The organism is Nisaea sp. (assembly GCF_040217065.1).
GTDB lineage: Bacteria > Pseudomonadota > Alphaproteobacteria > Thalassobaculales > Thalassobaculaceae > Nisaea.
On the sequence record NZ_JAVJNX010000010.1, the window covers coordinates 60,703 to 86,212 of the forward strand.

General features: G+C 62.5%; 29 protein-coding genes. 14 read left to right on the plus strand and 15 right to left on the minus strand.

The features are described 5' to 3' along the window. Positions 1–38 precede the first annotated feature (38 nt). Both RH950_RS16285 and mutM read right to left on the minus strand, forming a co-directional pair. Positions 39–440, minus strand: a complete 402-nt coding sequence (locus RH950_RS16285) for a hypothetical protein (protein ID WP_350058650.1) — start codon at positions 438–440, stop codon at positions 39–41. A 16-nt stretch (positions 441–456) separates the two neighbouring features. Next, positions 457–1,287 (minus strand): bifunctional DNA-formamidopyrimidine glycosylase/DNA-(apurinic or apyrimidinic site) lyase, encoded by an 831-nt coding sequence (gene mutM / locus RH950_RS16290; protein ID WP_350059162.1) that lies wholly within the window; start codon positions 1,285–1,287, stop codon positions 457–459. A 179-nt stretch (positions 1,288–1,466) separates the two neighbouring features. Here mutM and ubiE point away from each other — a divergent pair, with 179 nt between their 5' ends. Beyond that, entirely contained in the window at positions 1,467–2,207 is a 741-nt protein-coding gene (ubiE, locus tag RH950_RS16295) for a bifunctional demethylmenaquinone methyltransferase/2-methoxy-6-polyprenyl-1,4-benzoquinol methylase UbiE (RefSeq protein ID WP_350058652.1), read from the plus strand. Positions 2,208–2,212: 5 nt separating this feature from the next. Further along, a complete protein-coding gene (gene ubiB, locus RH950_RS16300; RefSeq protein WP_350058654.1) occupies positions 2,213–3,760 on the plus strand; it encodes a 2-polyprenylphenol 6-hydroxylase in 1,548 nt (515 codons plus the stop codon). Positions 3,761–3,771: 11 nt separating this feature from the next. On the opposite strand, the gene RH950_RS16305 is transcribed toward ubiB, so the two are convergent. After that, positions 3,772–4,452, minus strand: coding sequence for an FMN-dependent NADH-azoreductase (locus RH950_RS16305; protein ID WP_350058656.1), 681 nt, complete (start codon positions 4,450–4,452; stop codon positions 3,772–3,774). A gap of 141 nt (positions 4,453–4,593) precedes the next feature. Here RH950_RS16305 and RH950_RS16310 point away from each other — a divergent pair, with 141 nt between their 5' ends. After that, complete coding sequence (locus RH950_RS16310; protein ID WP_350058658.1) at positions 4,594–5,484, plus strand: LysR substrate-binding domain-containing protein; 891 nt, start codon at positions 4,594–4,596, stop codon at positions 5,482–5,484. Positions 5,485–5,686: 202 nt separating this feature from the next. Further along, positions 5,687–6,751, plus strand: coding sequence for a Leu/Phe/Val dehydrogenase (locus RH950_RS16315; protein ID WP_350058660.1), 1,065 nt, complete (start codon positions 5,687–5,689; stop codon positions 6,749–6,751). Positions 6,752–6,761: 10 nt separating this feature from the next. Here RH950_RS16315 and RH950_RS16320 read toward each other — a convergent pair whose 3' ends face one another. The 3 genes from RH950_RS16320 to RH950_RS16330 are packed head-to-tail and all read right to left on the minus strand — an operon-like array spanning position 6,762 to position 7,505. Further along, the gene (locus RH950_RS16320) at positions 6,762–7,205 is read right to left on the minus strand and encodes a helix-turn-helix domain-containing protein (RefSeq protein WP_350058662.1); all 444 of its coding nucleotides are present in this window, start codon (positions 7,203–7,205) and stop codon (positions 6,762–6,764) included. Beyond that, positions 7,205–7,312 carry a DUF4160 domain-containing protein gene (locus RH950_RS16325; RefSeq protein WP_350059163.1) on the minus strand — a complete coding sequence of 36 codons (108 nt, stop codon included), beginning with the start codon at positions 7,310–7,312 and terminating at the stop codon, positions 7,205–7,207. Before RH950_RS16325 ends, RH950_RS16320 begins: the two co-directional genes overlap by 1 nt. Then, positions 7,269–7,505 carry a hypothetical protein gene (locus RH950_RS16330; RefSeq protein ID WP_350058664.1) on the minus strand — a complete coding sequence of 79 codons (237 nt, stop codon included), beginning with the start codon at positions 7,503–7,505 and terminating at the stop codon, positions 7,269–7,271. Before RH950_RS16330 ends, RH950_RS16325 begins: the two co-directional genes overlap by 44 nt. Before the next feature lie 122 nt (positions 7,506–7,627). Here RH950_RS16330 and coaBC point away from each other — a divergent pair, with 122 nt between their 5' ends. The 5 genes from coaBC (at position 7,628) to RH950_RS16355 (ending at position 11,505) form a co-directional block, all read left to right on the plus strand. Next, positions 7,628–8,833, plus strand: a complete 1,206-nt coding sequence (gene coaBC / locus RH950_RS16335; protein WP_350058666.1) for a bifunctional phosphopantothenoylcysteine decarboxylase/phosphopantothenate--cysteine ligase CoaBC — start codon at positions 7,628–7,630, stop codon at positions 8,831–8,833. Next, complete coding sequence (gene dut, locus RH950_RS16340) at positions 8,830–9,288, plus strand: dUTP diphosphatase (protein ID WP_350058668.1); 459 nt, start codon at positions 8,830–8,832, stop codon at positions 9,286–9,288. The genes coaBC and dut overlap by 4 nt, the downstream gene beginning before the upstream one ends. Positions 9,289–9,396: 108 nt before the next feature. After that, positions 9,397–10,356, plus strand: coding sequence for a cysteine synthase A (gene cysK / locus RH950_RS16345; RefSeq protein ID WP_350058670.1), 960 nt, complete (start codon positions 9,397–9,399; stop codon positions 10,354–10,356). A gap of 5 nt (positions 10,357–10,361) precedes the next feature. Then, complete coding sequence (locus RH950_RS16350) at positions 10,362–11,150, plus strand: HesA/MoeB/ThiF family protein (protein ID WP_350058672.1); 789 nt, start codon at positions 10,362–10,364, stop codon at positions 11,148–11,150. A 175-nt stretch (positions 11,151–11,325) separates the two neighbouring features. Continuing rightward, positions 11,326–11,505: a hypothetical protein gene (locus tag RH950_RS16355; protein ID WP_350058673.1), complete on the plus strand. Its 180-nt coding sequence runs from the start codon at positions 11,326–11,328 to the stop codon at positions 11,503–11,505. 9 nt (positions 11,506–11,514) lie between these two features. Here RH950_RS16355 and RH950_RS16360 read toward each other — a convergent pair whose 3' ends face one another. Continuing rightward, positions 11,515–12,501, minus strand: a complete 987-nt coding sequence (locus RH950_RS16360) for a 2-hydroxyacid dehydrogenase (RefSeq protein WP_350058675.1) — start codon at positions 12,499–12,501, stop codon at positions 11,515–11,517. Positions 12,502–12,660: 159 nt separating this feature from the next. Between RH950_RS16360 and RH950_RS16365 the strand changes: the two genes are divergently transcribed. Continuing rightward, complete coding sequence (locus RH950_RS16365; RefSeq protein ID WP_350058677.1) at positions 12,661–13,179, plus strand: SH3 domain-containing protein; 519 nt, start codon at positions 12,661–12,663, stop codon at positions 13,177–13,179. 24 nt (positions 13,180–13,203) lie between these two features. On the opposite strand, the gene irrA is transcribed toward RH950_RS16365, so the two are convergent. Next, on the minus strand, positions 13,204–13,635 hold the full coding sequence (gene irrA, locus RH950_RS16370; protein WP_350058679.1) for an iron response transcriptional regulator IrrA: 432 nt from the start codon (positions 13,633–13,635) through the stop codon (positions 13,204–13,206). 255 nt (positions 13,636–13,890) lie between these two features. Between irrA and fabA the strand changes: the two genes are divergently transcribed. The 3 genes from fabA to RH950_RS16385 all read left to right on the plus strand — a co-directional run bounded on the left by fabA (position 13,891) and on the right by RH950_RS16385 (position 16,510). Next, entirely contained in the window at positions 13,891–14,421 is a 531-nt protein-coding gene (gene fabA, locus RH950_RS16375) for a 3-hydroxyacyl-[acyl-carrier-protein] dehydratase FabA (RefSeq protein WP_350058681.1), read from the plus strand. A gap of 1 nt (position 14,422) precedes the next feature. Further along, a complete protein-coding gene (gene fabB / locus RH950_RS16380; protein ID WP_350058683.1) occupies positions 14,423–15,646 on the plus strand; it encodes a beta-ketoacyl-ACP synthase I in 1,224 nt (407 codons plus the stop codon). An 81-nt stretch (positions 15,647–15,727) separates the two neighbouring features. Continuing rightward, complete coding sequence (locus RH950_RS16385; RefSeq protein WP_350059164.1) at positions 15,728–16,510, plus strand: enoyl-ACP reductase FabI; 783 nt, start codon at positions 15,728–15,730, stop codon at positions 16,508–16,510. A 7-nt stretch (positions 16,511–16,517) separates the two neighbouring features. On the opposite strand, the gene RH950_RS16390 is transcribed toward RH950_RS16385, so the two are convergent. Next, positions 16,518–17,387 carry a hypothetical protein gene (locus tag RH950_RS16390; RefSeq protein ID WP_350058685.1) on the minus strand — a complete coding sequence of 290 codons (870 nt, stop codon included), beginning with the start codon at positions 17,385–17,387 and terminating at the stop codon, positions 16,518–16,520. Between the two features lie 345 nt (positions 17,388–17,732). On the opposite strand from RH950_RS16390, the gene RH950_RS16395 reads away from it, so the two are divergent. Next, positions 17,733–18,056, plus strand: coding sequence for a ribbon-helix-helix domain-containing protein (locus RH950_RS16395; RefSeq protein WP_350059165.1), 324 nt, complete (start codon positions 17,733–17,735; stop codon positions 18,054–18,056). On the opposite strand, the gene ugpQ is transcribed toward RH950_RS16395, so the two are convergent. The 6 genes from ugpQ to infB all read right to left on the minus strand — a co-directional run bounded on the left by ugpQ (position 17,960) and on the right by infB (position 25,499). Beyond that, complete coding sequence (ugpQ, locus tag RH950_RS16400; RefSeq protein ID WP_350058687.1) at positions 17,960–18,691, minus strand: glycerophosphodiester phosphodiesterase; 732 nt, start codon at positions 18,689–18,691, stop codon at positions 17,960–17,962. The two genes, RH950_RS16395 and ugpQ, sit on opposite strands and share 97 nt — an antisense overlap. Positions 18,692–18,705: 14 nt before the next feature. Continuing rightward, positions 18,706–20,817, minus strand: coding sequence for a polyribonucleotide nucleotidyltransferase (pnp, locus tag RH950_RS16405; protein ID WP_350058689.1), 2,112 nt, complete (start codon positions 20,815–20,817; stop codon positions 18,706–18,708). Between the two features lie 362 nt (positions 20,818–21,179). After that, complete coding sequence (rpsO, locus tag RH950_RS16410) at positions 21,180–21,449, minus strand: 30S ribosomal protein S15 (RefSeq protein ID WP_350058691.1); 270 nt, start codon at positions 21,447–21,449, stop codon at positions 21,180–21,182. Positions 21,450–21,463: 14 nt separating this feature from the next. Then, positions 21,464–22,390 (minus strand): tRNA pseudouridine(55) synthase TruB, encoded by a 927-nt coding sequence (gene truB / locus RH950_RS16415; protein ID WP_350058693.1) that lies wholly within the window; start codon positions 22,388–22,390, stop codon positions 21,464–21,466. Beyond that, positions 22,380–22,835, minus strand: coding sequence for a 30S ribosome-binding factor RbfA (rbfA, locus tag RH950_RS16420; RefSeq protein WP_350058695.1), 456 nt, complete (start codon positions 22,833–22,835; stop codon positions 22,380–22,382). The genes truB and rbfA overlap by 11 nt, the downstream gene beginning before the upstream one ends. A gap of 45 nt (positions 22,836–22,880) precedes the next feature. Next, positions 22,881–25,499, minus strand: coding sequence for a translation initiation factor IF-2 (gene infB, locus RH950_RS16425; protein WP_350058697.1), 2,619 nt, complete (start codon positions 25,497–25,499; stop codon positions 22,881–22,883). Positions 25,500–25,510: the final 11 nt, after the last annotated feature.

The window sequence follows — 25,510 nt, forward strand, 5'->3', positions numbered from 1 at the left end:
CATTCATCCGTTGTGCGCCAGCAGGTCAGGCCTGCCGGTCATCTCGGCAATAAGGAATACCGGACCAGCGTATCCTCGCCGTCCGGCGTGAAATCCAGCGTCAGGCTCTCCCCCTCGCGCTGGTAGGTATTCTCGTCCGCTCTGGTCCAGCCAAGCTGGCCGAGGGTTTCCGCATAGAAAGACTGAATTCCGGCGACGGACAGAGCTCCCCGGGCGAATGCCACGACAATCCGGCCGCTCGCCGTATCGAATGCCAGCGAGGCGTCGGGAATTTGCTCAAGGCCCGGCATCAGGGGCAGATCGACAAAGCCATCGACAAAACCGTCCGCCGCCAGTCCCGCCCGGGCAGATGCCAGCAACAGGACGAAGACAAACACTCTGACAAGGGGCCGAAGCGCCCGGAGTACGGACCCGCGCTTGTAGTTTTGCCGGATAGACATAATGGCAGCTTCTACCTCACCGCTGGCAGCGTGGACAATAGAAAGTGGACCGGCCGGACTGGACGATGCGGCGGATCGGCCCGTGGCCGGGCTGCGACGGGCATGCCGTGCCCTCGCGGTCATAGACGGCGAATTCATGCTGGAAATAGCCGAGCTCCCCGTCCGGCCGGGCATGATCCCGCAGCGTCGAGCCCCCGGCCAGGATCGCCGCCTGCAGCACTGCCCGGATATCCCCCGCCAGCCGCTCGGCCCGCGCGCCCTGCACGTTGGCGGCCTTGCGCAGCGGCGAGATACCGGAGCGGAACAGCGCCTCGGAGACATAGATATTGCCAAGCCCCGCGACCACCTTCTGATCCAGCAGGGCCGCCTTGATCGGCGTCTGCTTGCCTTTCAGGGCAGCGGCCAGCGCCGGGCCGTTAAAGGCATTGGAAAGCGGCTCCGGCCCCATCCCGGCAAAATGCCTGTGCATCGGAAGCGCGGCCTCCGCCGCGAGATCCATGGAGCCGAACCGGCGCTGATCGTTGAACCGGATCACGGTACCGTCCTCGATGGTGAAGACGACATGGTCGTGCCGGTCCAGCTCAGCAGGGCGGGTCTCGTCGATGGTCACCCGGCCGGACATGCCGAGATGCCAGATCAGCACCGTGCCGTCTTCCATATGGACAAGCATGTATTTTGCCCGCCGCGTCATGCTTGCGACCCGCCGGCCCTCGAGCCGGGCAACGAAACCCTCAGGAAACGGCCAGCGCAGATCCGGCCGCCGCTGCTCCACACGCGCCAGCCGCTTGCCCTCCATGAAGGGCTGCAGGCCGCGCATCACGGTTTCAACCTCGGGCAGTTCAGGCACGTCGCACCCCTTCGCTTCGGCGTCTGTTCCTCTGTACGGGAGCGGGCAGGCAACGGCAAGCGCGACCGGATGACCCCGGGTGACCATTGCTTCTCCTGTTGGATTGCCGCTCACTCTGGGCTAGATCACGGGTGGGGCGGTCCTTGGAACCGCCCCGGACCGGCAGCGGGATTTGCGCGATGACTGAGAACGCCACCACCCATTTCGGCTTCAAGGATGTACCTGTCGGCGAGAAAGCCGGGCTGGTGCGCGAGGTTTTCGATTCCGTCGCCGGGCGCTACGACCTGATGAACGACCTGATGAGCCTCGGCATCCACCGGCTCTGGAAGGCCGCGCTGATGGACTGGGTCGCGCCGCGCCCGGACCTTACCCTGCTGGACGTGGCCGGCGGCACCGGCGACATCGCCTTCCGCTACCGGGAACGGGGCGGCGGGCCGGTGATTGTCTGCGATATCAACGAAGCGATGCTGACCGTCGGCCGCGAACGGGCGGCGGAGGCCGGCGTCGAGGGCCTGACCTGGGCTGTCGGCAATGCCGAGATGCTGCCGATCGAGAGCAATTCGGTCGATCTCTATACCATCGCCTTCGGCCTGCGGAACGTCACCGATATCGACGCCGCCCTGCGCGACGCACGCCGGGTGCTGAAGCCGGGCGGTCGCTTCCTGTGTCTCGAATTCAGCCGCCTCGCCCTGCCGGCGCTCGACCCGGTCTACGATTTCTATTCCTTCAAGGTGCTGCCGGAAATCGGCGCCCGTGTCGCCGACGACCGCGACGCCTATCTCTACCTGGCCGAGAGCATCCGGAAATTTCCGGATCAGGAGCGTTTCGTCGACCGGATCGAGGAGGCCGGGTTCGGCCGTATCCGCTACCGCAATCTTTCCGGCGGCATCGCGGCCATTCATTCCGCCTGGAAGATCTGACCCTTATGTGGCGCGCCCTTCGCAATCTCATCCGTCTCTGCGGCTCGGCCTGGATACTCGCCCGGCACGGGGCGCTGGCACCGCTCGCCAACATCCCGCAGGCCCCGGCCCTCGCCCTCGCCGCGCGCTTCGTTCTGCTGTTTCGGGACCGGCGCTATGACCGGCTGCGCCCGGGTGAACGTCTGGCCACCGCTCTGAGCGCCCTCGGCCCCAGCTTCATCAAGTTCGGCCAGTCGCTGGCCACCCGCTCGGACCTGATCGGCGAGGAACAGGCACATGATCTTTCACAATTGCAGGATCGCCTGAAGCCCTTCCCCGTCACCGTTGCCAAACGCACGCTGGAAGAGGAGCTCGGCCGGCCGATCGGAGAGGTGTTCAGCAGCTTCGATGATACGCCGGTTGCCGCCGCCTCCATCGCCCAGGTGCATTTCGCCACGACCACCGAGGGCGAGGATGTTGCCGTCAAGATCCTGCGGCCGGATATCGAGAAACGGTTTGCCCGCGATCTTGACCTGTTCCTCTGGATCGCCGAGCTGCTGGAAGATCACTGGCCCTGGATCCGCCGCCTGAAGCCGGTCGAGGTGATCGCGCTGTTCGCCGAAACCGTCGAGATGGAAATGGACCTCCGTATGGAGGCCGCCGCCGCGTCCGAGCTGGCGGAGAATTTTACCGATGACCCGGGCTTTCGGGTTCCGGGCGTGGACTGGACCCGGACCACCGCGCGGGTCATGACTGTCGAGCGGGTGCGCGGCGCCCGGATCGACAATCTGGAAGCGCTGCAGGAAATGGGACTCGACCCCACGGAAATCCTGCGCCAGGCCGCCACCGCCTTCTTCAACCAGGTGTTCCGGGACGGCTTCTTTCATGCCGACATGCATCCCGGCAATGCTTTCGTGGACGCCGAGGGCCGCGTCGTACCCGTCGATTTCGGCATCATGGGACGGCTCGACCAGAAGACCCGCTATTTCCTGGCCGACATGCTGACCGGCTTTCTGACCGGCGATTACCGCAAGGTCGCCGAGGTGCATTTCCGGGCGGGCTATGTGCCCGCGCACAAGAGCATCGATGCCTTCACGCAGGCCTGCCGCTCCATCGGCGAGCCGCTGCTCGGCCGGCCGTTGCACGAGATTTCCGTCGCCCGGCTGCTGGCCCAGCTGTTCCGCATCACAGAGCAGTTCGAGATGGAAACCCAGCCCCAGCTTTTGCTGTTGCAGAAGACCATGGTGGTGGCGGAAGGCGTCGGGCGGACATTGAACCCGGACGTCAATATGTGGGAATTGCCGCGCCCCATGATCGAGGACTGGATGCTGGAGCATCGCGGCCCCAAGGCCCGGATCAGGGAAGCCACCTCCCACGCCATTGCCCTTGCGGAACGGCTGCCGCAGATCATCGAGACGACAGACCGGGTCATGGGATCCCTGACCGAAGGCGGGGTAAGGCTGCACCCCGAAACCGTGGCCCGCTTCGCCGAGGAAAGCGCAAAGCGCCGCCGCTCCTTCTGGCCGGTCTGGCTTGCCCTCTTCATCGCCGCGCTGGCGCTCCTGATCGACTGACGTCAGGAAGATCAGGCGGCCATATGCGCCCCGGCAAGATTCCGCACGAGACTGTCCACCGCGCGTTCCGCGGCAGCGATTGAGTTCTGCAGACGATCATCGGCGAACTCGTCATATTCGATGGCAACCCGGTGCACGTCCGTGATGCCAATATAGGCGAAGGGAGTCACGATCCCCGGCTCGACATGATTCATGTGCGCAAGCCGCTGATCCGGATCATAGCCGTAGTCTCCGCGCGCGGAGAGGATGACCAGGGTCTTGCCGCCAGTGACCATCGGCCAATAAGGCACTCCCTCGCGGTTTCGGTCGAAACCGAAGGTCCGGCCAACGCGGACGATATTGTCGATATACGCCTTGAACTGGGCCGGCATGCCAAAGTTATACATCGGCGCCCCGACAACAATGACGTCCGCCGACAGTAACTCGTCGACCAACGCATCACTCTCGGCAAGGACGTCCTTCATCCATGGTTCGCGCTGCTCCGGAGGCGTGAAGGCGGCATGTATCCATCCGCCGGTGACCGGTTGTGGCGGCGTTGCGCCGACATCCCGGTATATCGTTTGATCCGAGGGGTTGCGCTTCCGCCACTCGGTCATGAACCGGCGCGTCAGCCGTCTGGTATGCGAGCCAAACCGCGTTTCCTGCGAACTGTCGGGACGGGCACTGCTGTCTATATGAAGGATGGCTTTCATTCATCTCGCTCCGGATTGCCTGATAATAAACAGCCTGTGCCGACAAATGCCGGTAACAGCTGTTTCATGGATGAAGATGAGTGCTATAAAAGTGCCGTACAAATGCCGATTTCTCATCCTACAGATGAGGTAAATTCATTCATGGCGCGAATCCTTCCTGTCACGGCCCTGCGCGCCTTCGAAGCTGCCGCACGGCATATGAGCTTCAAGCACGCAGCCGACGAGCTTGCCGTGACACCGACCGCGATCAGTCACCAGATCCGGCTCCTCGAAGAGAGTCTAGGATGCAAACTGTTCGACCGGAAACCGCGCCAGGTGCAGTTGACCCCGAAAGGGCAGGAGCTCTTCCCGGTACTGCGAAATGCATTCGGTGCCATGGCCCTGGCCGTCGACAGTATTCGGACGCCAGCGCAAGACCGCAGCCTCACGCTCTCCGCCACGACCGGCTTTGCGGCAAGATGGCTGATCCCGAGACTGGCACGATTCAATGCCGAGAATCCGGATCTGGTGCTGAAACTGCATGCCTCGGACGAGCCGGTCGACCTGCATGGCGGTGAGGCCGATATCGCCATCCGGTACGGACAAGCACCCTTTCCGGGGCTTGTTGCGGAAGCGCTCTTCGAAGAGCGCTTTGCTCCAATCTGCAGCCCGCAGCTCGCCATTCGCGGCTATGCCGACATGGCGACGGTCCCCCTGTTGCGCAGTGAATGGCGCCGTAGCGGCAAGCGTGTCCCGACATGGCCGCGCTGGTTCGCTGCCGCTGACTTACCCGTCCCGACGATTGGGGCCACGACGATCTTTACCGATGACAACCATCTCGCTCAGGCGACCCTGGCCGGCCAGGGTATCGCCCTTTTAAGTCCGGTCCTTGTCGCCGGAGAATTAGCCGGCGGCGCGCTTGTTCAGCCCTTTGGACCGGAGCTGCCCGGCGACATTTACTATCTGGTACATACCGGCCGGGCGGAACGTGAAGCTGAAATCCGGAGAGTGCATAGCTGGTTGAAAACAGAGGTCTTGCGGGCGTCGCTCTAGGAGAGTGCGGCATTCCGACGCAGCATTATTGCCGGAAACGTGCGTTCCGGGCACCGGTTAGTCCGGTTCCGGTCCAAATACGACCGGAAATTCCGCCTCTCTTGCCCCACATTCATGGGTAGAAACCGGCCGATCCGAAGTCCGTTTCGGTAAGCGGTTCTCATACGGTCAACACATGGACTTGCATGTGGGGAGAGATGCCATGACCACCGCCTTCGATTCGCCCAGCTTCGACGGACACGAAACCGTCAGTTATGCGTCCTGCCCCGAAACGGGTCTGCGCGCCATCATCGCCATCCATTCCACCGCCCTCGGCCCAGCCGCCGGCGGATGCCGAATGCGTGCCTATGCATCCACCGACGATGCCCTGACGGATGTCCTGCGCCTCTCTCGTGGCATGACCTACAAGAACGCTATTGCCGAACTGCCGCTCGGCGGCGGCAAGTCCGTGGTGATCGGCAACCCTGCGACGGACAAGAGCGATGCTTTCCTTGAGAGCCTTGGCGATGCGGTCGAACGGCTCGGCGGCGCCTACTGGATCGCCGAAGACATGGGCATCGGGCCCGAGGATATGGAAAAAGTCGCCCGCCGTACCCGCTATGTGGCCGGGCTCAAGTCGGGCAAGGCGGCGAGCGGCGATCCCTCGCCCGTGACCGCCGAGGGAATTTTCCGGGGTATCAGGATCGCGGTGAAACACAAGCTGGAGCGGCCAGGCGTCAAGGGACTGACCGTGGCCATCCAGGGCATCGGCCATGTCGGCTATGCCCTCGCCCGCCTGCTGCACGAGGCAGGCGCCAGCCTGATCGTGACCGACGTCAACGAGATCGCCCTGAAAAAGGCGGAACGCGAGTTTAGCGCCCGCGTGGTTGCCCCGGAAGAAATCTACGACGCCCCCGCCGACATCTTCGCCCCCTGCGCCGCCGGGGCGGTGCTGAACCCGGATACCATTCCCCGCCTGAAGGTCCCGGTCGTCGCCGGTGCCGCCAACAACCAGCTCGACACGCCGGAAAGCGAGATGCTGCTGAAACAGCGCGGCATCCTCTACGCGCCGGATTACGTCATCAATGGCGGCGGCATCATCAACGTCGCCGCCGAGATCGCCGGGCGCTACGACCCGGTCTGGGTGCAGGCCCGACTCGACCGGCTGATGGAAACCCTGGACGGGGTGTTCGCCGAGGCCGCCCGGCTTGATCTTCCTGCTGGCGAAGTAGCGGACCGGATTGCGCGAGCCCGGATCGATGCGGCGAAGCTCAGGAAGGCGGGGTAGACCTTCCTGATTACGTCGACATGGCAACATCATCCCGCAGATCGGGCGATGCATCGAACCCGCGCATGGCCAGCATGACAGTGCGCGGAATGTCCTGCTCCCCCGCCTCGTAGTTCTGCACCGTCCGGCTGGTCAGACCAAGTGCCGACGCCGCTATGGTCTGCGACATTCCGTGCCCCTTCCGCCAGGCGCGAAAACGCATGGCAAGCGCTGTCCGGTGCAATGACGTTGCATCTATTTCGATGCCGCACGGCCATGCCACGGCTATACCGCCATCGACAATTCGGCCCGCCTCGAAAATCTCGGGGTCGAGAATCGGCTTCAGCTTCGGCCGATTCCTGACCCGCTCAACAAAATCTATTTCGAGCTTTTCCCCCGTCAGGAAAGTCAGTTCGGCCACTGCGGAGCGCCCCTCCGTGCGAAACCGGGCGTCCTGGATTCGAAACAATTCCATCAGTTCAACTCCGCCCACTTCGCCACAAGCAAAGCGCGATGCTCCGCCGCCCAGTCAAGGGCCTCACGAATCTCCCGTGCCGGAAGCCCCGGGCGCTTCGCGATGATCGGCGGTAATCACATGAAAATGCGGTGGAAGGTGATTGTCAAAATACATCACTATCCAGCAATTCGCGAATATCTTGATCGTCGGCATCGGTAGATCCGCAGCCTCAATTATACGAAAAATTTTCGTGTTTATATCCTTAAACATGAGAGGAAAAGGCCGGTTTTCCGGCCCCACAGGCAAAACACCCGTCATGCAGGCTGTCCCGTAATCATGATTGCGGTTCAGCCATCACCCGGATGATTGAGCCCTGTCTTGCCTCCCGACTGCACCGGCCCTAGAGTCCGCCTCGTCTGAGACATCTGAAAGGTCGGGACATGTTCTCCGGAAAACGGGTCCTGCTGATCGTCGGTGGCGGCATTGCCGCCTATAAGGCGCTGGAGCTGGTGCGGCTGCTGCGCAAGCGCGGCATTGCCGTGCGCGCGGTGCTGACCCGCGCCGGCGCCGAGTTCGTCACGCCGCTCAGCCTCTCGGCGCTGACCGAGGACAAGGTCTATACAGATCTCTTCTCCCTCACCGACGAGGCGGAGATGGGGCATATCCAGCTTTCCCGATCCGCCGATCTGATCGTCGTCGCGCCCGCCACCGCCGATTTGCTGGCGAAGATGCGGGCCGGGCTGGCAGGCGATCTGGCCTCCACATTGCTGCTGGCGACCGACACGCCGGTACTGGCCGCACCGGCGATGAATGTCCGGATGTGGACCCATGCGGCGACGCAGGAGAACGTGAAAGTCCTGACGGAGCGCGGCATTTCCTTCATCGGACCGGACGAGGGCGACATGGCCTGCGGCGAGTTCGGGCCGGGGCGCATGGCGGAACCGGCGGCGATTGCCGAAGCTGTCGCGGCCCGGCTCGACCCGGCGGCGAAACCGCTGGCGGGCAAACGCGCCGTGGTCACCAGCGGGCCGACCTATGAGCCGATCGACCCCGTACGCTATATCGCCAACCGGTCATCCGGCAAGCAGGGTCATGCCATCGCGGCGGCGCTTGCAGCGGCGGGTGCCGAGGTGACGCTGGTCACCGGTCCGACGCGGGAGCCCGATCCGGCAGGCGTCACCGTCCGGCATATCGAGACCGCGCGGCAGATGCTGGCCGGGGTCGAAGCCGCCCTGCCCGCCGATATCGCAATCTTCGCTGCCGCCGTCGCCGACTGGCGCGTGGCGGAGGAAGCGACACAGAAGCTGAAGAAGGATGGCAGCGGAGATATCCCGGCGCTCTCCATGACCGAGAACCCGGATATTCTGAAGACGGTTTCCGGGCTCGACGGTAAACGGCCGGCGCTGGTCATTGGTTTCGCTGCCGAAACGGAAAACGTCGTCCCGCACGCCACCGAGAAACGCGCCCGCAAGGGCTGCGACTGGATCCTGGCCAACGATGTCAGCCCGGCGACGGGCACGTTCGGCGGGGACGCCAACACCATTCACCTGATCACCGGGAACGGCGCCGAGGACTGGCCCACCCTGACCAAGAAAGAGGTGGCGACAAAGCTCGCCGCCCGCATCACGGAGCATTTCACGGCATGACTTCCGCCACCATCGACGTCCGCGTCCGCCGCCTGCCGCACGGCGCCGACCTTCCATTGCCGGAATACCAGACGCCGGATAGCGCCGGCATGGATCTGATGGCCGCGATTTCAGAAGATGTCGTTCTGGCGCCGGGCGCGCGCACACTGATCCCGACCGGCCTGTCCATTGCCCTGCCGCCGGGCTTCGAGGCGCAGGTCCGGCCCCGTTCGGGGCTGGCGCTGCGCAATGGCGTGACCCAGGTGAACACACCCGGCACCATCGATGCGGATTATCGCGGCGAGATCGGCGTTATCCTGATCAATCACGGCCAGGAGTCCTTCACCGTAACCCGCGGCATGCGCATCGCGCAGATGCTGATGGCACCGGTGATCCAGGCCCGCTGGCAGGAAGTCGAAGAGCTGGACGAGACGGCGCGCGGCAGCGGCGGCTTCGGCTCCACCGGGACCGGCTGAGCGCTGGCGCGCGAACACGCACACACTTGTTCCGTACCGGCCGTTTAAGAGCTGGGCGGGATTGACCAGCTTGAGCAGGACAGGACATTCCCGAGGGAGGAAAACCAGATGAGCGCAACCGAATTCCGCGGAAAAATCTACGACAGCATCCTTGATACGATTGGCGGCACACCTCTCGTCCGCGTATCGAAACTCGCAGCAGCCAAGGGCGTCAAGGCGGACATCCTTGCCAAGCTCGAATTCTTCAATCCGCTGGCCTCGGTAAAGGACCGGATCGGCAAGGCGATGATCGAAGCGGCCGAAGCCTCCGGAGACCTGAAGCCGGGCGCCACCATCATCGAGCCGACAAGTGGCAATACAGGCATCGGCCTTGCCTTCGTGGCGGCGGCCAAGGGCTACAAGCTGATCCTGACCATGCCGGAATCCATGTCGATCGAGCGCCGCAAGATGCTGGCGTTCCTCGGTGCTGAAATCGTGCTGACCGAAGCACCGCTCGGCATGAAAGGCGCAATCGCAAAGGCCGAGGAACTGGTTGCCCAGACACCGGGTTCCTTCATGCCCCAGCAATTCGCCAACCCGGCTAACCCGGATGTCCATGTCCGCACCACGGCGGAGGAAATCTGGGCGGATACTGGCGGCGATATCGACGCTTTCGTCTCGGGTATCGGCACCGGCGGCACCATCACGGGCGCCGGCGGCGTGCTGAAGCAGCGCAACCCGAAGCTCCACGTTGTTGCCGTCGAGCCGGAAGCCAGTCCGGTGCTGTCCGGTGGCAGCCCGGCGCCGCACAAGATCCAGGGCATCGGCGCCGGTTTCGTGCCGGAGATTCTCGACACGAAGATCTATGACGAGATCATCCAAATCAGCAACGAAGCCGCCATCGAGACCAGCCGCGAGGCGGCCCGCATCGAAGGCCTTCCGGCCGGGATCTCATCCGGGGCAGCCCTTGCCGCCGCCTTCGAGATCGGCAAGCGACCGGAGATGGAAGGCAAGCGGATCGTTGTCATCATTCCGAGCTTTGCCGAACGCTATCTCTCGACCGCCCTGTTCGAGGGCCTTGGGGAATAAGCGGCATGGAACTGAACGACGAGCAGTTCCACCGCTATGCCCGCCATCTGATCCTGGACGAGGTCGGCGAGGAGGGGCAGGAGCGCCTTCTCGCCTCCCGCGTCCTGGTGATTGGTGCCGGCGGGCTCGGCTCACCACTGCTGCTCTATCTCGCCGCTGCCGGGGTCGGCACGCTCGGCATCGTCGATGACGATGAAGTTGATCTGACCAACCTGCAGCGACAGATCGCGCACGGCACCGCCTCGGTCGGCATCTCCAAGGTCGCATCAGCGGCGGAGTCCGTCGCCCGGATCAATCCGGGTATCCAGGTAAACCGGTACGAGGAACGGCTGACCGCCGGGAATGCGGCGGCGCTTTTCGCCGACTATGACTTGATCGCCGATGGCAGTGACAATTTCGCCACCCGCTATCTCGTCAACGATGCCGCCTATTTCTCCGGCAAGCCGCTGGTCTCCGGCTCCCTGCTGCGCTTCGAAGGCCAGCTCGCGACCTTCCGGGGAGGTGTACGCGGCCATGAGGGTGAGCCCTGCTACCGCTGCCTGTTCCCGACCGAACCGCCGCCCGGCATGATCCCGCGCTGCGAGGAGGCCGGCATCCTGGGAGCGGTCGCCGGTGTCATCGGCACGTTGCAGGCGACCGAAGTCCTGAAGGAATTGCTTGATCTCGGCAGCAGCCTGTCCGGCCATCTGCTGATCTATGACGCGCTGGGTCCGACCTTCCGGAAGATGAAAGCCGCCCGCGATCCGGGCTGCGCGCTGTGCGGCACCGACCCGTCCATCCGCGAAATTGCCTGATCATCGCCTTAATTCGGTCCTGATCGGCATGTGTCATGTGCCAGTGTGATAATCGATAACGGATTGGAAATAATCCAATCGGTTACCATATGTTTACATATCAACTGAGCATAATGATGAGGCTGCTGATTTCGCAATCGGGTGGAATGCCGGGCGGCCCGGGAGAGTAAGAACCATGAGTGGGCACGATTCAGAAAAACCGCATGCCGGCAACGGCGTTGTGCCGAGCGAAGCCGATCTCCAGGCCAGCGGGTCCTGGGGGCTGCCCCTTTTCGGACTCGCCCTGGTCCTGAGTCTTGTTCTGGTCAGCGTGATGACCGGTTCCGGCGACGCCAGCGCCTTTTTCGGCCATTAACAAGAAGGCTCAGAACTCGAGCTCGAGCACCCTGTCCGGCGGCCGATGGCCGTCAACGAACGTCTTCACGTTCACGATCACCTTTTCCCCCATATCGATCCGGCCCTCGATCGTCGCCGAGCCCATATGCGGCAGCAGCACGACGTTGGAGAGCTTCAGCAGCTTCGGATCGACCCTCGGTTCGTGCTCGAAGACATCGAGACCGGCGCCCGCGAAGTCCCGGTTTGACAGCGCCTGCACCAGCGCCGCCTCATCCACCACCTCGCCGCGCGAGGTGTTTACCAGATAGGCATGCGGCTGCAGCAGCGCGAGCCGACGCGCATTCAGCATGTGATAGGTGGCGGGGGTGCGCGGGCAGTTCACCGAGATGATATCCATGCGGGACAGCATCTGGTCCAGATTGTCCCAATAGGTCGCTTCCAGCTCCTGCTCGGCCTCCGGGTGCAGCCGGCGGCGATTGTGGTAATGGATCGACAGGCCGAACCCGCGGGCCCGCGTCGCCACTGCCTGGCCGATCCGGCCCATGCCGATGATGCCGAGACGCTTGCCGTGGATCCGGTGGCCGAGCATCACCGTCGGCCCCCAGCCTTCCCAATTCCCGGAACGGACCAGCTTTTCGCCCTCGACCAGACGGCGCGGCACCGCAAGGATCAACGCCATGGTCATGTCCGCCGTATCCTCGGTCAGCACGCCGGGCGTGTTTGTGACGATGATGCCCTTCTTCTTGGCCGCCGGGACGTCGATATGGTCAACACCGGTGCCGAAGGAGGCGATCAGTTTCAGCCCGGGGCCCGCGCCCTCGATCAAATTCGCATCGAGCTTGTCGGTCACCGTCGGGATCAGAATCTCCGCCTCGGCCATGGCGGCCTGCAGCTGATCCCGGGAGAACGGCTCGTCCGACATGTTCAGCCGCGTGTCGAACAGCTCCATCATCCGGGTCTCCACCGGATCCGGCAGCTTCCGTGTGACGATGACGAGCGGCTTGCTGGTTGTCATGGAATTTATCCTTCACCCCGAAACCCTGTACTTCCGGGAAATATCAGGCGTCCGGCGAATTGTCTATAAAGTGGCAGGTCCAGGCGCTATCTAGCGGTGCCCCCCTTACTCCACCCAAATTGTAGTGGTAGGATGATCTGCCATTCCGGGATACGCACCATGATTCTGAAACCACTCTCGCTGATCCTCATCCTATTGATCCTGCCGGCCGCCCTGCTGACCGGCCTGAACAGGCCGGCCGGGGCGGAGACGGTGGGCAGCGTCACCGGCCTGCCGATCCCCCGGTATGTCACACTCCAGGCCGAAGAGGTCAATGTGCGGACAGGCCCCGGCGTGCGGTACCCGGTGGATTGGGTCTTCGTGCGGGAGAACATGCCGGTCGAGATCGTCTCCGAATTCGAGAACTGGCGGAAAATCAGGGATTTCGAGGGTACCGAGGGCTGGGTGCATCAGAGCATGCTGTCAGGCCGCCGCTCGGTTCTTGTCATCGGCCGCAGCCGGACGTTGCGCCGCGAGTCGGCAGACAGTGCCCCGGCGGTCGCTCATCTGGAACCCGGCGTGATCGCCTGGCTGGAAAGCTGCGCGCGGGAATGGTGCGAAATCAATGTCTCCGGCCTCAGCGGCTGGGTGCACAGATCGGCAATCTGGGGAATTCGGGTGGACGAGTCCCTGCGCTAGAGAGCACGGGCCTTTCGTCCGGCTTCAAAGTTCTTTTGATTTGAGGCGGATGATCAGGTCGATCCGTTCAATCTCCGTGCCTTCCGGGGCTTCCGGAAGATCGACGATACCGATTTTTTCGGCCGGAATATCCGTCAGCCGGAGCTCACCCTCGACGAAGAAGTGATGATGATCGGTGATGTTCGTGTCGAAATAGGAACGGCCGGACTCAACCACGACTTCGCGCAACAGACCGGACCCGGTGAACTGGTGCAGCGTATTGTAGACCGTGGCCAGTGAGACCGCGATCCCCGCCTCGCCGGCTTCCTTGTGAAGCTGCTCCGCCGTCACATGACGATCCCCCGCGGCAAACAGCAGATCCGCAAGGGCGAGACGCTGACGCGTCGGACGCAACCCGACCTGTATCAATCGTTCAGGCAGGCTCTGCGTTTCGCTTTGGGTTTCGGCGCTGCTCATTCCCGGTATCCCATATCGGTCTCACGCGGTTTTACCACGCGGGCATCTCAATCCCAAGACAGAGCGTTAATCGATCCCATATGTCAAGTCATCGGGGACCTCATGCCACCTGATTGCTTGCGTTCCCCACCATATTTGCGGTAGGCGGTGCATGAAATGTGAGAGATGGCGCGGTCGCACAGTTGCGGTCTATCATGGATCCGAAAAGGGCTCCGCCTTACGATAAGCTCTGGCGTACGGGAAGGAACAGCATTGTTGGACTTCAAGGAAAAGAACAGCTTCGGATACGAAGATCTGATCGCCTGCGCCAAGGGAGAGCTCTTCGGCCCCGGTAATGCGCAACTTCCAATGCCGCCGATGCTGATGTTCGACCGCATCACCCATCTGTCGACGACCGGCGGGGCTTATGACAAGGGTTGGGTCACGGCCGAGTACGACATCAAGCCGGACCTCTGGTTTTTCGACTGCCACTTTGTCGGTGACCCGGTGATGCCAGGCTGCCTCGGCATGGATGCTCTCTGGCAGCTGCTCGGCTTCACGCTCGGCTGGATGGGCGGACCCGGCTCCGGCCGCGCCATTTCTGTCGGTGAAGTGAAGTTCAGCGGCCAGGTCCTGCCTTCCGCGAAAAAGCTGACCTACAGGCTCGATCTCAAGCGCGTCATCATGCGCAAATTATATATGGGCATCGCGGATGGCCGCGTGGAGTGCGACGGCACCACGGTCTTCGAAGCCAAGGATATCCGTGTCGGACTGTTCCAGAACACGACAGCCGAAGGAGCTAGCTGATATGCGTCGCGTCGTCGTCACAGGACTCGGAATTGTTTCAAGCATCGGCAACAACGCCGAGGAAGTCACCGCTTCCCTGCGTTCAGGCAAGTCCGGGATCGAATTCGCCCCGGAATATGCCGAACTCGGTTTCCGTTCCCACGTGCACGGCTCGATCAAGCTGGATCCGGCGGACCATATCGACCGCAAGCTGATGCGCTTCATGGGCAACGGCGCCGCCTACAACTACATCGCTGCCCAGCAGGCCATTGAAGATGCGGGCCTCGAGCCGGACGATGTCAGCAACCCGATGACCGGCCTGGTCATGGGCTCCGGCGGACCGTCGACCTCAAACATGATGACAGCGTTCGACACAGCCCGGGAAAAGAGCCCGAAGCGGGTCGGCCCCTACATGGTGCCCCGGGTGATGTGCAGTACAAACTCCGCCACGCTGTCCACAGCCTTCAAGATCAAGGGCCTGAGCTACTCGATTTCATCAGCCTGTTCGACCAGTTCGCACTGCATCGGCAACGCCTACGAACTGATCCAGATGGGCAAACAGGACGTCATGCTGGCCGGCGGCGGCGAGGAACTGCACTGGACCCTGTCGGTGCTGTTCGATGCAATGGGGGCGCTCTCCTCGAAATACAATGACACGCCGGACCGGGCATCGCGCGCCTATGACGCGAACCGTGACGGCTTCGTCATCTCCGGCGGCGGCGGCGTCCTCATTCTCGAGGAACTCGACCGGGCCATGGCCCGCGGCGCCAAGATCTACGGCGAGATCGTCGGGTATGGCGCGACGTCTGACGGCGCCGACATGGTCGCCCCTTCCGGCGAAGGGGGCGTTCGCTGCATGCAGATGGCCCTGAAGAATGTCGACGGTCCGGTTGATTACATCAATGCCCACGGCACCAGCACCCCGGTCGGGGACACCATCGAGCTGGAAGGCATTCGCGAAGTCTTCAAGAGCCGCAACGCCATTCCGCCGATCAGCTCGACAAAGTCCCTGAGTGGTCACTCCCAGGGTGCGACAGGTGTCCACGAGGCGATCTATACCCTGCTGATGATGAAGAACGATTTCATCGCCGCTTCCGTCAATATCGAGACCGTCGACCCAGAGGTCGAGGACATGCCGATTGTCCGCGAGCGCGTCGACAACGCCAACCTGCGCGTCGCGATGTCGAACAGTTTCGGGTTCGGCGGGACCAACGCCGTGCTGGCTTTCCAGAAATACGACGCTTGATAGCGGAGCAGCTCCATGACCGACCTGATTGACGACTCTGCCGATCAGCGCGATGCCGCGACTGCGCCCTTCAAGGGACTGATGGCCGGAAAGCGCGGCTTGATAATGGGGGTCGCCAATGAGCGCTCCATTGCCTGGGGCATCGCCTCGGCGATTGCGGCCCAGGGCGCGGAACTCGCCTTCACCTACCAGAATGAATCCCTGAAGAAGCGGGTGCACCCGCTGGCGGAAAGCGTCGGTTCCGCTGTCGCCGTGATGTGTGACGTGTCCGATGACGAAGCCCTCGACCGCGCCTTCGCGGAAATCGAGGCAAGCTGGGGCAAGCTGGATTTCGTCCTGCACGCCATTGCCTATTCGGACAAGGGCGAGCTGAAGGGCCGCTATGCGGACACCTCCCGCACCAATTTCCTCAATACCCTGGATATCTCCTGCTTTTCCTTCACCAATGTCGCCCGTCGCGCCTGGCCGTTGATGAAGGATGGCGGCAGCATGCTCACGCTCTCCTATCTTGGCGCCAACCGGACAACGCCAAACTACAATGTCATGGGTGTCGCCAAGGCGGCGCTGGAGGCAAGTGTCCGGTATCTGGCCGCCGATCTCGGCGAGCACGGCATCCGGGTCAACGCGATCTCCGCCGGCCCGATGAAGACCCTCGCCGGCTCGGCCATTGCCGATGCCCGGCATACCTTCCGCTTCGCCGAGAGCAATGCGCCGCTGAAACGCAATGCCTCCCTGAATGAAGTGGGGCAGGCCGGCCTCTATCTGCTGAGTGACCTGTCAGCGGGTGTAACCGGGGAAATTCACTATGTCGACGGCGGCTTCCATACCGTCGCTATTCCGAAGCCGGAGCGCGCCGAGGACTGACGCGGCCTCAGGGTCGCCGGGTGCGCAGGTCGACGATGCCTTCGCCGCCCTTCAGCTCAAATCCTGGAAGCTTTTTCTTCAGCAGATCCACGGCCAGTCCAGAAGATTGCGGCCGGGTGATGCTGAGGATCTTCGGCGATCCGTCCCTCGCCTCGAAAGGAAAGAGAAGACGGAGGAAATTCCGTTCTTCGCCGTGCGCATAATCCCGATGCACGATCGAGAGATTTGCCCACTTCGTTTCCCGGCAAACGAGATAGTCCTCAAGCTGGCAGCCCCGTAGCGCCTCGTCATCCAGCTCCGCGAACTTCATCCCGGTCATGTCCGCGCCCTTCCAGAACCCGGTGCCGGTATCCCAGTGCTCGATGAAATAGTCGTCCGGGTCATCATTGCCCACATCGAAGATATGAATGGCACATTGCGGCGCGATGGCCCGCAGCACCTCGATCTTGAACTTGCCTTCGATCAGGCGGCCGTCCGGCTCCCGCACCTTCTCTATATAGACGGCGCACCGCTCCATCTGATCTGGATCGAGGCCATGCAGGAGTTCGTCGCGAACATAGAGCTTGCGGCTGCGGCTGAGATCGCTTTCCCAGATCTTGTAGCCAATGACCGGATCGGTCTGCCCGGGAAGCACGAGCTTCTCGCTGCGGCTGGTGCCGGCCGGCTCCCAATCTTGCGGAATGACCTCGTCGAGCCGCTGCAGGGTCTTCATCGAGGCTTCAAAGTCCGGACTCTCGATACCTTTAAGCAAGGTATCGGAAATGCCCGCCGCGGAAGCGAGTTTGTATTTCCGGATCCCGGTCTCGATGTAATAGCGGTGACAACGGTACCGCAATTCCGTCTCGAGCTTGGATATCGCGTTTCTATAACGGCCCATAGCAAAACCATATTCCCATTTCTCTGGGAATGCAATTTCCATTTTTCTGGAAATCTGAGAATCCCCCTCATAATAAGCTTGTTGCGTGTGAAGTTTTTTCTTCATTATTTTCAATGACTTTGCTGATCTTCGTGTACCTTTGTATGCAAAATCAACACGCTAGACGGGTAGATCGAACAATTTACGCTTGCGCTTTCCCATTTTTCTGGGAATAGTGACAATTATAAATACCCTACTACTTGGAGACACCTCATGGCAGACAGCTTGAAATCGTCCGGACAGGGTAACGATATACTCGGATCCGCTCTGAAGACGGTTGAGGACGGCGACCGCGATGCGAGCCGTATGGTCCGCCGCCATTTCCGCCTTGAGAACAGACGCACAAGCATCTGCCTGCATCCTGAAGAATGGTCGATGTTCGATCTGGTGGCGAAAAGGCTCGGTTATGACGTCAAGGCCCTGATAAACGAGATTGACCGGACCCGCGCATCCAGCTCCGTTCCGTCCGCGATGCGGGTCTTCATGCTGGGATATTGGCGTGATCTGGCCCGGATGAATGCAGGCCGGGCTGCTCAGGCCAGCGCATCAGCCAAGAGCTCGTCCGTGATGACGGCGTCAACACCCCAGCCGATGAGGCTTGCCGCGCGCGCCGGATCGTTCACCGTATAGGTAAGAACCCGGAAGCCGGACTCATGAACGGCTGTAATCAACGCCGCATCGAGGCAGGCATGGTTTGGATGAATTGAGAAGCATCCAAGGCCCTTGGCGGCCGCGTGCCAGTCTTCTGCCATTGTGTCTGACAGATAGCCTCGGAGAAAATCCGGGGCTTTTTCTTGCGCGACCCGCAAACATTCCGGGACGAAACTGGACACGATGATCCGGTCCGTGAGATCCGGACACAGCCTGTTCAGAAACGCCGAGACAATCTCGGCCGTCCGCACTTCGCGGCCCGTCGTCGGCTTGATCTCCACATTCATGGAAAGCCCCAGAGCCCGGCAGCAGGAGATCGTTTCCTCGAATGTCGGGATGCGCTCACCGGCAAAGCCCGGGCCGAACCAGGCGCCGGCATCAAGGGTCTTCAGCTGCGCCGCAGTCTGCGCCGCAACCGGTCCCACGCCGTTATCCGTGCGGCCCAGCACCTCGTCATGATGCAGCACCGGCACATCGTCCGCGCTCAGCATCACGTCAAACTCGACCCACGAAAAACCAGCCTCCGCCGCAAGGCGGAAGCCGGTCAATGTATTTTCGGGAGCCTCAGCGGCAATCCCGCGATGTCCGACAAAGCGGGACAGCCGGAGGCTCATTTGCAGAAGACCGCCTAGGCTTCTTCTGCAGACAGGTCGGCGCCGGTTTCCTGATCCACGACCTTCATGGACAGCTTGACCTTGCCGCGGTCGTCGAAGCCGAGAACCTTGACCTTAACCTCGTCACCGACATTCACCACATCGGTGGTCTTGCCGACCCGCTCGTTCTTCAGTTCGCTGATATGAACGAGGCCGTCCTTGGCACCGAGGAAGTTCACGAAGGCGCCGAAATCGACGGTCTTCACGACCTTGCCGTTGTAGATCACACCGACTTCCGGCTCCGCAACGATATAGCGGATCCGCTCGAGCGCCGCTTCGGTGGACGCGGTATCGACCGCCGCGACCTTCACGGTACCGTCATCGTCGATATCGATCTTGGCGCCGGTCATCTCGCAGATCTCGCGGATCATCTTGCCGCCCGGGCCGATGATCTCGCGGATCTTGTCGGTCGGCACGGTGATGGTGGTGATCCGCGGGGCATTCTCGGACACACCCTCGCGGGAGGAGGTCAGGGCCTTGGACATTTCACCGAGGATGTGGACCCGGCCGTCTTTGGCCTGATCCAGAGCGATCTTCATGATCTCCTCGGTGATCGAGGTGATCTTGATGTCCATCTGCAGGGAGGTGATGCCGTTCTCGGTGCCGGCAACCTTGAAGTCCATGTCGCCGAGATGGTCTTCGTCACCCAGGATGTCGGACAGGACGGCGAAATCGTCGCCTTCCTTGATCAGCCCCATGGCGATACCGGCCACCGGAGAGGACAACGGGACGCCCGCATCCATCAGCGAGAGCGAGGTGCCGCAGACGGTCGCCATCGAGGAGGAACCATTCGATTCAGTCACCTCGGAGACCACGCGGATGGTGTAGGGGAAGGCCTCCTTGCTGGGGAGCAACGGACGCACCGCACGCCATGCAAGCTTGCCGTGGCCGATCTCGCGGCGTCCCGGGGAGCCCATGCGGCCAGTTTCGCCGACCGAGTAGGGCGGGAAATTGTAATGCAGCATGAAGTTCTCGCGGTATTCGCCTTCGAGCGCATCGATGATCTGCTCGTCCTGGCCGGTGCCGAGGGTGGCGACGGCCAGTGCCTGGGTTTCACCGCGGGTGAACAGGGCGGAACCGTGGGCGCGCGGCAGAATGCCGACTTCGGAGACGATCGGGCGCACCGTCTTGGTGTCGCGACCGTCGATCCGCTGGCCGGTCTTCAGGATGGCGCCACGCACGACATCGGCTTCGATGCCTTTCATCAGGCCCTTGGCGAGGTTCTTGTCCGCTTCGTCCTCGAACAGGGCCATGCCCTTTTCCCGGACCTCGGAGACATTCTGCTGCCGCTGGGTCTTGTTCGGCTCGGCATAGGCCTTCGTCATGTCAGCGGAAATCGCGGCCTTCAGGGCATCGCGAACCCGGCCGAGATCTTCGCTTTCGGCCGGCAGATCCATCGGATCCTTGGCGCAGGATTCGGCAAGATCGATGATCGCGTCGATCACCGGCTGGAACGCCTTGTGTCCGAAGCTGACAGCCCCGAGCATGACCTCTTCCGACAGCTCGGACGCCATGGATTCAACCATCAGCACGCCTTCCTGGGTGCCGGCAAGCATCAGGTCGAGATCGGAGTCCGGCAGATCGCTCTGGCGCGGGTTCAGGATGTATTCACCATCCTTGTAGCCGACGCGGCAGGCGGCGATCGGGCCGAGGAACGGCACGCCGGAAATCGTCAGCGCGGCGGAGGCGCCGATCATGGCGACAACGTCCGGATCGTTTTCCAGGTCATGGGACAGAACGGTGCAGACGACCTGCGTCTCGTTCTTGAAGCCCTTGACGAACAGCGGACGGATCGGACGGTCGATGAGGCGCGAGGTCAGCACCTCCTTCTCCGTCGGACGACCTTCGCGCTTGAAGAAGCCACCCGGGATCTTGCCAGCGGCAAAGGTCTTTTCCTGGTAGTTCACGGTCAGCGGGAAGAAGTCGATTCCCGGCTTCGGCTGCCGTGCATAGACAGCGGTACACAGAACAGTCGTCTCGCCCATCGTCGCCATGACGGCGCCGTCGGCCTGACGTGCGACTTTCCCGGTCTCGAGCGTCAGCTTGCGCCCGCCCCAGTCGATCTCTTTTTTGTATATCTGAAACATTCAGCTTTCCTTCAAAGCCGAACCGCTCGGATCCGATCCTCGTCCTGTCCTGTGTCTGGCCTGAAATGGAGCAATCCGGTCCGGTTCTTCGAACGCATCGCCTCACGGGGCGCGGGAGAACTGGTCAGGGGGCCCATGGTTACCGAACATAGGGTCGAGCGAGGTGACACACGGCTCATATTTATCGGTGTCTCATCGGTACGGTTCTTCGGTTTTTTCCTCTATTGAGCGGGCTTTCAATCGCATGGATCGCCGGGGGCGTCAAACCCAATATGGCAATCCCGAAAGCCCTGCAGAAACGCAAACCGCCCCACGGAAATCGCAGGGCGGACGCGTTACTGTTTTCGGCAGCGCTGCAGGGATTAGCGGCGCAGGCCCAATTCCTTGATGATGACCTGATAGCGCTCGACATTTTTGCTCTTCAGATAGTCGAGCAGACGGCGGCGCTGGCCAACCATGATCAGAAGTCCACGGCGGGAGTGGAAGTCCTTCTTGTGGGTCTTCAGGTGTTCGGTGAGGTTCACAATCCGTTCGGTCAGGATCGAGATCTGCACTTCCGGGGAACCGGTATCGCCCTCTTTGCGGCCATACTGTTCGATCAGCGCAGTCTTGCGCTCTTGCGTAATCGACATCGGATACTCCTAGGTCAAAGGTTGAGTACGCGCATCGGACAAATACAGCCGCCGTCGATCCGTCCGATCGCAACGGGACTGCCCCCGGAAACGGCGTACATGAGGTCGCCTTCCCGAAGATCTCCGAAACGGTCAAGGTCCAGGGCCCGGAAGACCGGAACGGACTGACCGCATCTGAGTTTATTTGCCTCTGCACCGGTCAAAGTCAGCGCCGGGATGCCGTCTAGCGCTGTTTCGACCGGTAGTAGGTGCTCGAAAGCGGCGGGACTATGGTCCAAAGCCTTCAAGGAATCCAGAGAAATCGCATTTGCTTCCAGGAACGGGCCGACGCGATGCCGGCGCAGCATGGAAATATGCCCGAGCGTGCCTGCAGCGCGCGCGATATCCCGCGCCAGACTGCGCATATAGGCGCCTTTGCCGGAGCCGACGCGAAACAGCGCGTGGTCCGCGTCCACCGCTTCCACCAGCTCGAAAAAGTCGATCCGCACCTGGCGCGGCGACAGTTCGACCGGCTCTTCCCTGCGCGCCAGGTCGTAGGCCCGCTGGCCCTGGATCTTCACGGCGGAGAATTTCGGCGGGACCTGGGTAATCAGCCCCTGGAACTGTGGCAGCGCGGCCTCGATCGCGGCAGTGTCGGGACGCGCGTCCGTCGCGCCGCACACCTCACCCTCGAGATCGTCGGTTGTCCGTTCCTCGCCCCAGGTGACTTCGAAGGTATATTCCTTCGAGGCATCCATGACATAGGGAACCGTCTTGGTCGCCTCGCCGAGAGCGATCGGCAGGATGCCCGTGGCCAGGGGATCAAGGGTACCGGCATGTCCGGCCTTCTGGGCGTCGAATATGCGCCGGACGGCGGCCACCGCATGGGTCGAGGTGACACCATAGGGCTTGTCCAGAATGACCCAGCCATTGACCGGATTGCCGCGTTTCCTACGCGCCATTGTCGTCCTCGTCCGGATCGCCGTCCGTTTCCGGCGCCGCTTTCTCCAGATCCGCGCGAACCACCGGATTCTGGAACATTGCGTTGATCCGGTTTGCCGTCTCGAAGGCGGTGTCGATCACGAAGCTGAGCCGCGGAACGGTCCGCAGGGTCATCTGCTTGGACAGAATGGTGCGCAAGAAGGGCGCCGCCCGCTTGAGGCCGCCCAGCACGTCCGCGGATTCTCCGCCGCCGAGAGGCATCACATACACTGTGGCGTTACGCAGATCCGGACTGAGCGAGACCTCGCTTACCGTGATCGACACGCCATCGAGTTCGGGATCATGCAGCTCGCCGCGCTGGAACACGCCGGCAAGCATATGACGCACTTCTTCACCGACGCGCAGCTGGCGTTGTGACGGCGCGCGCCCGCGCCGCCCTGCTTTTTCAGGGTGCGATCCAACCAATTTTTAGCTCCCGTCAGACAGTGTGACAGTCAAACCCCGGCCCGGTCAGGACGAGGTGCTTGCCCGCTGGACCGATTCCAGGCTTCGCGCGACTTCCTTGACCTCGAAACACTCGATGAGGTCGCCGGCCTGGATATCGTTGTAGTTCTCGAAGGCAGCACCACACTCAAAGCCCTCACGAACCTCACGGACCTCGTCCTTGAAGCGCTTGAGCGTCTTCAGCGTGCCCTCGTGGATTACCACGTTGTCCCGCAGCAGACGCACCTTGGCGGCGCGGCGCAGCATGCCCTCTGTGACCATGCAGCCACCAACCTTGCCAACCTTGGTGATATTGAAGACTTCGCGGATTTCCGCATTGCCGAGGAACTCTTCCTTGAGATCCGGAGACAGCATGCCGGTGAGCGCCGCTTTGATGTCGTCGATCAGCTCGTAGATGATCGAGTAATAGCGGATCTCGAGGCCTTCCTGCTGCGCCATGTCCCGCGCCTGCGGGATGGCCCGGACATTGAAGCCGATGATCAGGGCGCCTGACGCCTTTGCCAGGGTCACGTCCGACTCGCTGATGCCGCCGACGGCGCCATGCAGGATTCGAACGGCCACATGATCGTTGGAGATTTTCTCGAGGGTGTTCCGGATCGCCTCCAGAGACCCATGTACGTCGGTCTTGATGACCACCGGCAATTCCTCGGCCTGACCGGCCGCGATCGCCGAAAGCATCTGCTCGACGGACCCACGAGCACCGGCGACCGCCGATTTCTCGCGCATCTGGCGCTGCCGGTATTCGGCGATCTCACGTGCCTGGCCTTCCGTCTCGACCACCGCGAACTCATCGCCCGCGACCGGTGTTCCCTGCAGACCGAGAACCTCAACCGGAATACTCGGACCGGCATTGTCGGTACGCTGGCCGCGATCATTCAGAAGCGCCCGCACCCGGCCCCATTCGGCGCCGGCGACAAAGATATCGCCGACTTTCAGGGTGCCGTTGGTGACGAGGACGGTTGCGACGCTGCCGCGTCCCTTTTCCATCTTCGCCTCGATCACGGCACCTTCCGCACGGCGGTCCGGATTGGCTTTGACCTCGAGCACTTCGGCCTGCAGAAGAATGGCTTCCTCAAGCTTGTCGAGACCGGTTCTGGCCTTGGCGGACACATCCACCGCCAGGACGTCGCCGCCCATTTCCTCGACCACGATCTCGTGCTGCAACAGCTCCTGGCGCACCCGGCTCGGATCGGAGTCCGGAAGATCGCACTTGTTGACTGCAACGATGATCGGGCAACCGGCCGCTTTCGCATGCCGGATGGCTTCAACCGTCTGCGCCATGATGCCGTCATCGGCCGCCACCACCAGGACAACGATGTCCGTGACATTGGCGCCGCGCGCCCGCATCTCGGTGAAGGCTTCGTGGCCCGGTGTGTCCAGGAAGGTGATCTTCGCGCCTGACGGCACGGTGACCTGATAGGCACCGATATGCTGGGTGATGCCTCCGGCTTCGCCGCCGGCCACATCGGCGCTCCGGAGCGCGTCGAGCAGCGAGGTCTTGCCGTGATCGACATGGCCCATGACGGTAACGATCGGCGCACGCGGCTGCATGTCCTCCGGCGCATCGTCCTTGCCCTGAAGCTGACGCTCGACGTCGGATTCGGAGACGCGTTTCGAGCGGTGCCCGAATTCGGCCACGACCAGTTCCGCCGTATCGCTGTCGATGGACTGCGTGATGGTTGCCATCATGCCCATCTTCATCAGCGACTTGATAACGTCACCAGCGCGTTCGGCCATCCGGTTCGCGAGTTCCTGCACGGTGATCGCGTCAGGAATGATCACGTCACGAACCTGCTTCGCCTGTTCGCCACCCTCTTCGCGCAACCGCTGCTTTTCGCGCTCCCGGGCACGGCGCACGGAAGCGAGACTGCGTGAGCGCTCACCGCCGCGATCATCCAGAGCCTGGGAAACCGTCAGCTTGCCGGACCTGCGGCGCTGTTCGCCGCGCCGGTTCGGGGTCGGTGCCGGACGCCGGTCCGGTGTCGCCGGACCGCCCGGGCTGCGGCGCTTGACGCGCCGGACATCGGAATCGTCATCGCCCGCCGGTGCCGGCTGCGCCGGATCTGCGGCACGTCCTGCCGGGGCACGCCCTGCTGGCGCACTACGGGGTTCTGGCGGCCGACTGGCGGCCAGCTCAGCCTTGGCTTTCGCTTCGCGCGCCGCAGCTTCTTCAGCGAGCCGCGCAGCTTCCTCATTGCGGACACGCCCTTCGGCCTCCGCAATCTTGCGCATTTCCTCAAGTTCAGCCTGGCGCCGGTCAAGGGGCTCTGGAGCCGCCGTCGGCTCAGGAGTGCTTTCCCCGGCGGCCTCGGCCGCAGATGCAGCAATCTCGTCAGCTTGCGGGGCAGCAGCGGCGGCAGCGGTCGCGGCCTCCTCCTGCTGGCGCAGGCCTTCTTTCAGTGCCCGGGTACGGCGTTCCCGCTCTTCCGCGCTCAGGCCGCCCGCGTCACCGCCGGCGCCAGGACCACCCACGCGTTTGCGCCGGCGCTCGACCTGGACCGTCTTGGAACGTCCATGGGAAAAGCTTTGCTTCACCTGATCCGTGTCGGCAGACTTTCCAAGGGAAAGTTTGCCCTTACCGGACAGGCTCAGTTTCTTGCGATCAGTCTCGTTGCTTGTTGTCATTCTAGGTCGCG

Excerpts from the sequence above, each read along its gene's own strand:
- RH950_RS16395 (WP_350059165.1), top strand. The coding sequence starts at position 17,733 with ATGGTCCGCCGCCATTTCCGCCTTGAGAACAGACGCACAAGCATCTGC.
- RH950_RS16330 (WP_350058664.1), bottom strand. The coding sequence starts at position 7,505 with ATGACGGGTGTTTTGCCTGTGGGGCCGGAAAACCGGCCTTTTCCTCTC.
- infB (WP_350058697.1), bottom strand. The coding sequence starts at position 25,499 with ATGACAACAAGCAACGAGACTGATCGCAAGAAACTGAGCCTGTCCGGT.
- RH950_RS16305 (WP_350058656.1), bottom strand. The coding sequence starts at position 4,452 with ATGAAAGCCATCCTTCATATAGACAGCAGTGCCCGTCCCGACAGTTCG.
- dut (WP_350058668.1), top strand. The coding sequence starts at position 8,830 with ATGACTTCCGCCACCATCGACGTCCGCGTCCGCCGCCTGCCGCACGGC.
- RH950_RS16315 (WP_350058660.1), top strand. The coding sequence starts at position 5,687 with ATGACCACCGCCTTCGATTCGCCCAGCTTCGACGGACACGAAACCGTC.
- RH950_RS16355 (WP_350058673.1), top strand. The coding sequence starts at position 11,326 with ATGAGTGGGCACGATTCAGAAAAACCGCATGCCGGCAACGGCGTTGTG.
- RH950_RS16320 (WP_350058662.1), bottom strand. The coding sequence starts at position 7,205 with ATGGAATTGTTTCGAATCCAGGACGCCCGGTTTCGCACGGAGGGGCGC.
- pnp (WP_350058689.1), bottom strand. The coding sequence starts at position 20,817 with ATGTTTCAGATATACAAAAAAGAGATCGACTGGGGCGGGCGCAAGCTG.
- ubiB (WP_350058654.1), top strand. The coding sequence starts at position 2,213 with ATGTGGCGCGCCCTTCGCAATCTCATCCGTCTCTGCGGCTCGGCCTGG.
- cysK (WP_350058670.1), top strand. The coding sequence starts at position 9,397 with ATGAGCGCAACCGAATTCCGCGGAAAAATCTACGACAGCATCCTTGAT.
- RH950_RS16310 (WP_350058658.1), top strand. The coding sequence starts at position 4,594 with ATGGCGCGAATCCTTCCTGTCACGGCCCTGCGCGCCTTCGAAGCTGCC.
- rpsO (WP_350058691.1), bottom strand. The coding sequence starts at position 21,449 with ATGTCGATTACGCAAGAGCGCAAGACTGCGCTGATCGAACAGTATGGC.
- RH950_RS16365 (WP_350058677.1), top strand. The coding sequence starts at position 12,661 with ATGATTCTGAAACCACTCTCGCTGATCCTCATCCTATTGATCCTGCCG.
- RH950_RS16360 (WP_350058675.1), bottom strand. The coding sequence starts at position 12,501 with ATGACAACCAGCAAGCCGCTCGTCATCGTCACACGGAAGCTGCCGGAT.
- RH950_RS16390 (WP_350058685.1), bottom strand. The coding sequence starts at position 17,387 with ATGGGCCGTTATAGAAACGCGATATCCAAGCTCGAGACGGAATTGCGG.
- RH950_RS16350 (WP_350058672.1), top strand. The coding sequence starts at position 10,362 with ATGGAACTGAACGACGAGCAGTTCCACCGCTATGCCCGCCATCTGATC.
- ubiE (WP_350058652.1), top strand. The coding sequence starts at position 1,467 with ATGACTGAGAACGCCACCACCCATTTCGGCTTCAAGGATGTACCTGTC.
- irrA (WP_350058679.1), bottom strand. The coding sequence starts at position 13,635 with ATGAGCAGCGCCGAAACCCAAAGCGAAACGCAGAGCCTGCCTGAACGA.
- coaBC (WP_350058666.1), top strand. The coding sequence starts at position 7,628 with ATGTTCTCCGGAAAACGGGTCCTGCTGATCGTCGGTGGCGGCATTGCC.
- ugpQ (WP_350058687.1), bottom strand. The coding sequence starts at position 18,691 with ATGAGCCTCCGGCTGTCCCGCTTTGTCGGACATCGCGGGATTGCCGCT.
- truB (WP_350058693.1), bottom strand. The coding sequence starts at position 22,390 with ATGGCGCGTAGGAAACGCGGCAATCCGGTCAATGGCTGGGTCATTCTG.
- RH950_RS16285 (WP_350058650.1), bottom strand. The coding sequence starts at position 440 with ATGTCTATCCGGCAAAACTACAAGCGCGGGTCCGTACTCCGGGCGCTT.
- fabB (WP_350058683.1), top strand. The coding sequence starts at position 14,423 with ATGCGTCGCGTCGTCGTCACAGGACTCGGAATTGTTTCAAGCATCGGC.
- RH950_RS16385 (WP_350059164.1), top strand. The coding sequence starts at position 15,728 with ATGGCCGGAAAGCGCGGCTTGATAATGGGGGTCGCCAATGAGCGCTCC.